Below are 7,655 nucleotides of genomic sequence, written 5' to 3'. Positions count from 1 at the left end.
ACTGCCGATGGTACTGCTGTCACAAGCGGGAGAGTAGGAAGGTGCCACCTGAATGAAATTAAGTAAAAAGCCGTTTTTCGTGAGAAAGACGGCTTTTTTGCGTTCAACTAAATTTTGTGAGTTCTAGATATGTGATTCCCAAAACTCATTTATTAGTTCTAAAACCTCATCAACTGATGAGGCTACAATCAAAAGTCCACGGTTTTCAGCTTTCAGAAACCCATCTGCAACCATACGGTCGAGCTGTTGAAGCATAAGATCATAATAACCGTTCACATTAATTATAGCCACTGGCCCATCATAAAGTTTGAGTTGTCGCCAAGCCAGAATTTCAAATAGTTCGTCAAGTGTACCATAGCCTCCGGGTAAGGTGATTACGCCCTTAGATAATTGCACCATCTTGAACTTTCGCTCATGCATGGTTTCAACAAAATGTAGTTCAGTAAGCGTTGTATGAGCTACTTCAAGATCAGCAAGGAAGTCAGGAATTACGCCTGTTACTTCTCCTCCCTGTTGTAAAACGGCGTTAGCAACATTTCCCATTAGTCCAAACCCTCCTCCACCGTAAATAAGGCGGATGTTACGAGCGGCCATTTTTTCGCCGAGTTCAACAGCTATTTCGTTATAAATAGGATTTGTGCCCAGACTAGATGCACAGTAAACAACAAGGCTCTGCATAAAATTGACAGGATAAAATCTGCCTGTTAATAAATGATAATGAACTACCGTTAAAGTTGGGCTAAATTTTTAGTTACAGTATTTAAGTCTAAGCCCCCGAATGTTCCGGAACTCATCAATAAAAAGACTTGCGCTTCGTCATGTTGCTTCGTCAGATAAGCCTTCAAAGTACCAGCATCTGTAATGACGTGTAGATTTGATCGATCGAAGGCCGTTTGAATGTCATCAGCAGTGATAGGGCTAAGATGATTGTTTGCTTGTGTTTGCGTATCAATAAATACAATAGCTTCATCAGCCGCATTCATTGTGTCTCTATACTGATCCAAAAACAATTTATTTAGGCTACTAAACGTATGGAGTTCAACGACAGCTACCAACTTTTTGTCCGGGAATTGTTGTTTAACCGCATCCGTCGCAGCTTCGACTTTGGCAGGTGAGTGAGCAAAGTCGCGGTAGACGATTCGTTTCGGGGTTTCCGCAATTTTTTCCAGCCGACCGCTTACACCTTTAAAAGTTGGAATTGCTTCATAAAACTGATCTTCTGTAATCCCAATACGATCACAAACGGTTATAGCCCCTGCGATATTTTTTAAATTGTGCTGGCCAAACAGATGGATTGGTATGTGTTTACCCTGCTTTGTAATAAGGTAAGTCTGGCCATTAACAATTTCGCTCGGATGTGGAAAATAAGGCACTTTGGTAATATCAGCACGCTCTTTCTGACCAATGACATCAAGCATATCGTCTGACTCATCAAAAATCAGAATACCCGCTTTGGGCATGGCTTCGGCTAGTGACTCAAATTGATCGACATACTCATCCCAGGTTGGATACAAATTGATATGGTCCCAGGCAATACCGCTTATGAGGGCGATATGTGGCTTGTAATGCAGGAATTTTGGGCGAGAATCGATAGGTGATGATGCATATTCATCACCCTCAATAATAATAAGAGGTGCTGTTAATGATAAGCGAACAGTTGTGTCAAAATCCTCGACTGGGTCTCCAATCCAATAATCAAAAACACGGTTGTGGAATTTAAGTGCATGTAAAATCATGGCCGCTATGGTCGTTTTGCCATGACTCCCAGCTATGACTACGCGTTGTTTCTGCTGGCTTTGCTGGTAAATAAATTCAGGATATGAATAAACAGGCAAGCCTAATTCAAGCGCTTTTGCCAGTTCTGGATTATCCTTACGGGCGTGCATACCAACAATAACCGCATCTAAATTGGTATCGATTTTACCGGGAAACCAACCCATTTCGGCAGGCAGCAGGTTATGCTGTTGTAGCCGAGTTCGTGAAGGCTCGTAAATAGTCTCGTCGGAGCCAGTAATATTATGACCTTGTTGCTGGAGTGCTAATGCCAGATTATGCATAGCACTGCCGCCGATAGAAATAAAATGAATAGACTGGGGCATTCGATAAATCAGTCAGTGTAGAGAAGCAAAAGTACAGCTTCTTTTCGGTTTGCCTGTCTAACTTAAACAGTGGGTTGCTTCTCTGTGTTTTGGTACTATTAAATTTCTGCCATTTCCGAATCAAACCGTATTCTTTTTCGTTGACTAGCTTGCGAATAGGCTTCACTTGGAAAGCCCGAATGCCGGACTACCAATTTTAGGGGCCAAATTCGCGCCTGTTTTTCTACATCACAATCGCAACAGCGAAAAACCGGAGTTCCGGACCATCGGATTGCCGGGCTACACATTTTATGCGTCGAACGTAGGGATGAAGACATACTATGATCTGATTGACCAGACGTTTGAATTTCCGACGCGGGAATTCAACGTTGAGAACAACGAACTGATGTTCAATAATGTCCCATTGATGGACATTGTCAAGGAGTACGGTACACCCTTGAAACTTACGTATTTACCGAAAATTACGGAGCATATCGAACATGCAAAACTGCTGTTCAAAAATGCAATGAAGCGGTACAATTACAAGGGCAACTATACGTACTGCTACTGTACGAAGTCATCCCATTTTCGATTTGTGCTCGAAGAAGCACTGAAAAATAATATTCACCTCGAAACATCGTCTGCCTATGACATCCCCATTATTCGGGAGTTGGTCAAGATGGGCAAGGTTTCTAAGAGTACGTATATTGTTTGCAATGGCTATAAGCGGCCTTTGTATACGCAGTACATTAGTGAACTTATCAACGATGGATTCACGAACTGTATTCCGGTGCTCGATAACCTCAAAGAGATTGAGGCTTATGAAAATATAACAGCTGATACAGTTAATTTCGGTATTCGAATAGCTACAGATGAAGAGCCTAATTTTGCCTTTTATACGTCACGCCTTGGCGTTCGGTATAGCGATGTGAATGAGCTTTATCGGAGCAAAATCCAGTCAAATGAGAAGTTTAAGCTCAAAATGCTGCACTTCTTCATCAACACGGGGATTAAAGACAGTGCGTATTACTGGAGTGAGTTGAGCCGGTTTATGTACAAGTACTGTGAATTGAGGAAAATTTGCCCGGATCTGGATTCGATTGATATTGGCGGGGGAATGCCGATTCAAACATCATTTCAGTTCACGTATGATTATCAGGCCATGATTGATCAGATCGTGGAAAGTATTCAGTGGATCTGTAATAAAAGCAATGTGCCTGTCCCCCATATCTTTACCGAGTTTGGTTCCTACACAGTCGGTGAAAGCGGAGCGGTTATTTATAAAGTAATTGATCAGAAGCTTCAGAACGACAAGGAACTGTGGTACATGATTGACGGCTCGTTCATTACTCAGCTTCCCGATTCCTGGGGATTAGGGCAGAAGTATATTATGCTGTCGGTGAATAACTGGGATAATCCTTACCAGAAGGTGAACCTGGGCGGTCTAACTTGCGATTCGCACGATTTTTATAATACTGAAGCGCACAGTGCTGACTTGTACCTACCAATTTTCGATCAGGACACCGAAGATCAATATATTGGTCTGTTCCATACCGGAGCCTATCAGGAATCGTTGGGTGGGTATGGTGGCATTCAACATTGCCTGATTCCGGCCCCACAGCACGTTATTGTAGATAAGGATGAAGAAGGTAACCTCCGTACCCGTTTGTTCGCTCCTGAGCAAAATAGCGAGGTTATGTTGAAGATTCTGGGTTATGGTGGTGCCGAGCCGGGTATGACTGAATTGGAAGCTACAGAAGCTGCTGAAGAGCGTGAGGAAGAAGCTGAACTTGTGAAGGAGGAAAATTAGTCATTACTAAGTACGTACCGTACTGTTTTTGGCACTATTTTCGTTTAGTAATCTGAAGGTTAACGAGCAAACGGACTAACAACTTCATGAAAAAGCTACTGATTTTGGGGACTGTACTGGCAACCCTTTCGCTTGGGTCTTGTTCCCGCAAGGCAAACTGCCCAGCTTATGGCAGTACGCAGAAGCCAGCTTCAACGCAGGCACGGGTGTAGAGAACGGTTTATTACTTATAGAAATGTCCCAATTCTTCGCGAAGAATTGGGACATTTCTATTTTGCTTAAAAGCTAATTTATTGGGTTAATTAGGCATATTCCAAGACAAATCGGGAAGCTTCTAACAGGCTGGTAGCGCATCCATCGCAGTCAGCAGAAAGCTGAGGTTCGTGGGCAATACGAACCGTCCGAACGCCAACACGTTTTCCTGCCTGCATATCACGCAGTGCATCGCCAATCATCCATGAGCCATTGGGTTCAATATTGTATTTCGCCATTGCTTTTTCGAGCAATAACGAACCTGGCTTGCGCGTAAGAGACTCAGTATCGTATTTAGGGTGGTGTGGGCAGTAATAGATATCGTCAATAAGCTTACCACACCTATCTTGTAAATAATTATAGCAGGTCATTACATCATCTCGCGTATACAGCCCCTTGGCAATACCTGCCTGGTTGGTTATAACGATCAGTAGATAACCGGCATTTTTCAATAAACGCAGTGCTTCTGGCACTCCATCGGGAATGATAAAGTCCTCAACACGGTAGACATAGTCCGTACGATCTTCATTTAAAACACCGTCGCGGTCCAGAAAGATGCACTTGTTCATTGATGATGAGAAATGGTAGAAGGCAATAATACAATTATTTGGCCAAATAATTGTATTATTGCCTTAATAAATTATTGTTAAATAGTTCTGACAAAGACAAAACTCTGTCAGTATCAGTGGTTAAAGAGTGTCAAGAACAAATGATTAGTTAAGCTCCTAAATCTCTTAAACGCTGTTCCAATGCCTGAATCTTAGATTCTGCATCGGCAAGCTTCTGTCGTTCACGGTCAATAATTTCTGGTTTCGCATTAGCCACGAACTTCTCGTTCGAGAGTTTTTTTACTACCGAATCACGGAAGCCGATATTGTACTCTAACTCCTTTCGGGTACTGGCAATTTCCTGTTCAACGTCGATCTCCCCTGCCAGATTGATGAAAAACTCATCGCTCTTAATTAAAAACGAAACACCTAACGAAGACTCATTTTCAATATTCTCGCCAAGATAGCTGATGTCTGATACATTGGCCATTTTTTGAATCAGCGGTTCCAGTGTCTCGAAACGCTGGGGTGTAGCTGTTTTGATTGCCAGCGGGAGTTCGGTTTTGGGCGAAATCTGCTTTGCATTGCGGATGTTTCGAATGTTAGAGATAACCTCAAACAACGTCTCGAAATCAGTTAAAATTTGGTCGTCAACCATTCCCGCTTTTGGGAACGGAGCAATACAAATACTGTCGCCTTCTTTTCGATCACGAATGTCCTGCCAGATTTCTTCTGTAATGAACGGCATGAATGGATGGGCTAGACCCATCAATCGCTCAAAGAAATTGATCGTGGCCTCATACGTAACACTATCTATGGGCTGTGGTGTGCCAGTAGCGGCATCGAAAGCAGGTTTGATTAGTTCGAGGTACTGCGAGCAGAAATCGTCCCAGATAAGCTTGTAAACGGCCTGTAAAGCATCCGAAATACGGAACTTGCTGAAATCGTCTTCGATCTGGGTCAGTGTTGCGTTCAGTTTCGATTCAAACCAACTAATGGCCAATTGATTGGTTTTGCCGTCAATCGATTCGTTAACCGTCCAACCCTTTACTAACCGGAACGCATTCCAGACTTTGTTGCTGAAGTTACGCCCCTGTTCAACCAACTTTTCGTCGAACATCAGATCGTTACCAGCTGCCGAACTGAATAGCATCCCTGTCCGAACACCATCGGCACCGTACTTCTCAATCAGGTCGAGTGGGTCAGGCGAGTTGCCTAACGATTTCGACATCTTGCGGCCTAGCTTATCGCGGACAATACCCGTCAGGTAAACGTTTTTGAACGGCGCTTCGCCCCGATACTCATAGCCGGCAATGATCATCCGGGCAACCCAGAAAAATAGAATTTCGGGTGCCGTAACCAGATCATTCGTCGGGTAGTAATAGTTGATGTCAGGATTGTTTGGGTCTTTCAATCCATCGAATACCGATATAGGCCAAAGCCAGGAAGAGAACCAGGTATCCAATACGTCTTCGTCCTGTGTCAGGTCAGCTTCGGTCATGGCAAAAAGTAGCTTTTCATGCTGTACTTTTTCCAGAGCCTCGTGCTTGTTCTTAGCCACGATGACCGTTCCATCCTGCATGTAAAATGCCGGAATTCGCTGTCCCCACCATAGTTGTCGACTGATACACCAGTCATGGACGTTTTCCATCCAGGATCGATACATGTTTTTAAACTTGGGCGGAACGAGTTGAATCGTATCGTTCATCACGTTCTTGAGCGCTGGCTTCGATAGCTCGTCCATTTTCAGGAACCACTGCAACGACAGCTTCGGCTCAATAACGGCTCCCGTTCGCTCCGATGTGCCAACATTCGATTTATAATCCTCTGTTTTTACCAGATTGCCCGATTCTTCCAGCAGCTTAATAATAGCCTTCCGAGCTGCAAACCGGTCTATCCCGACCAGAATCTGCGCTTTTTCATTCAGGGTCCCGTCATCATTAAGCGTATCCAGAACAGGTAAGTTGTGCTTGATACCCAGCGCGTAGTCATTCGGATCGTGGGCAGGTGTAACTTTCAGGCCACCCGTTCCGAAATCCATCGTTACATATTCGTCTGTAATAATGGGAATTTCGCGATTGATGAGCGGAATAATAGCTTTTTTGCCGTGTAGGTGTTTGTAGCGCTCGTCGTTCGGGTTGACCGCGATAGCTGCATCGGCCATAATGGTTTCTGGCCGAACGGTAGCAATCGTGATGTAGTCTTTCCCTGCGCTTCCGGCGATCTCGTACTGGATGTAAACCAGCTTTTGCTGAATTTCTTTCGTGATAACCTCTTCATCAGAAACGGCAGTGCGGCCCTGTGGATCCCAGTTCACCATCCGAACGCCCCGATAAATCTGGCCTTTGTTATACAAATCAACAAATACGTCGATAACCGAATCGTGGAGAGCGGGCTCCATCGTGAAGCGGGTGCGATCCCAATCGCAGGAAGCACCGAGCTTGCGAAGTTGCTGAAGAATGATGCCACCATACTTATGTGTCCACTCCCAGGCATATTCCAGGAATTCGTCACGGGTCAAATCGGTTTTGTTTATGCCTCTTTCTTTCAGCATAGCTACCACTTTCGCTTCGGTAGCAATGCTGGCGTGGTCGGTACCCGGTACCCAACATGCGTTTTTGCCCTCCATACGGGCCTTACGAACCAGCACGTCCTGAATGGTATTGTTGAGCATATGGCCCATGTGCAACACACCCGTTACGTTCGGGGGGGGGATGACGACTGTGTAGGGCTCTCGTTCGTCGGCAACATCCGTTGGGGGTGTAGACTTGAAAAATTGGTTATCAAGCCAATATTGATACCATTTTTCTTCAATCTCCTGGGGGGCATATGTCTTTGAAATCATAATCTATGAATACCCTTCGTCGGTTTGCTGCTTGAAACGAATTCCATCCAGTAAAAACCGACTGAGGGAGTTATGGATAAAAGACAAAATTAGTTAAATTGGATAGGGCGAAAAAACGAAAG

6 protein-coding genes are annotated in these 7,655 nt (G+C 44.3%); 2 read left to right on the top strand and 4 right to left on the bottom strand.

Features of this window, described 5'->3' with window-relative positions; translation table 11 throughout:
- Nucleotides 1-123: 123 nt before the first annotated feature.
- Together ACYVGO_RS09530 and ACYVGO_RS09525 are read right to left on the bottom strand one after the other, a co-directional pair.
- Complete coding sequence (locus ACYVGO_RS09530) at nt 124-678, bottom strand: LOG family protein (RefSeq protein ID WP_460969052.1); 555 nt, start codon at nt 676-678, stop codon at nt 124-126.
- Nucleotides 679-728: 50 nt separating this feature from the next.
- Nucleotides 729-2,099, bottom strand: coding sequence for a UDP-N-acetylmuramate--L-alanine ligase (locus ACYVGO_RS09525; protein WP_460969051.1), 1,371 nt, complete (start codon nt 2,097-2,099; stop codon nt 729-731).
- Nucleotides 2,100-2,406: 307 nt separating this feature from the next.
- Here ACYVGO_RS09525 and ACYVGO_RS09520 point away from each other — a divergent pair, with 307 nt between their 5' ends.
- A complete protein-coding gene (locus ACYVGO_RS09520; protein ID WP_142776941.1) occupies nt 2,407-3,888 on the top strand; it encodes a type III PLP-dependent enzyme domain-containing protein in 1,482 nt (493 codons plus the stop codon).
- An 86-nt stretch (nt 3,889-3,974) separates the two neighbouring features.
- Nucleotides 3,975-4,100, top strand: a complete 126-nt coding sequence (locus ACYVGO_RS09515; RefSeq protein WP_256366021.1) for a hypothetical protein — start codon at nt 3,975-3,977, stop codon at nt 4,098-4,100.
- A 90-nt stretch (nt 4,101-4,190) separates the two neighbouring features.
- Here ACYVGO_RS09515 and ACYVGO_RS09510 read toward each other — a convergent pair whose 3' ends face one another.
- The gene (locus ACYVGO_RS09510) at nt 4,191-4,709 is read right to left on the bottom strand and encodes a D-glycero-alpha-D-manno-heptose-1,7-bisphosphate 7-phosphatase (protein WP_460969050.1); all 519 of its coding nucleotides are present in this window, start codon (nt 4,707-4,709) and stop codon (nt 4,191-4,193) included.
- A 148-nt stretch (nt 4,710-4,857) separates the two neighbouring features.
- Complete coding sequence (locus ACYVGO_RS09505) at nt 4,858-7,533, bottom strand: valine--tRNA ligase (RefSeq protein WP_460969049.1); 2,676 nt, start codon at nt 7,531-7,533, stop codon at nt 4,858-4,860.
- Between the last annotated feature and the right edge of the window lie 122 nt (nt 7,534-7,655).

It is taken from the genome of Spirosoma migulaei (genome assembly GCF_054776855.1).
Note: the sequence above shows the minus strand (reverse complement) of the source record. Positions and strands in the feature narration are given on the sequence as shown.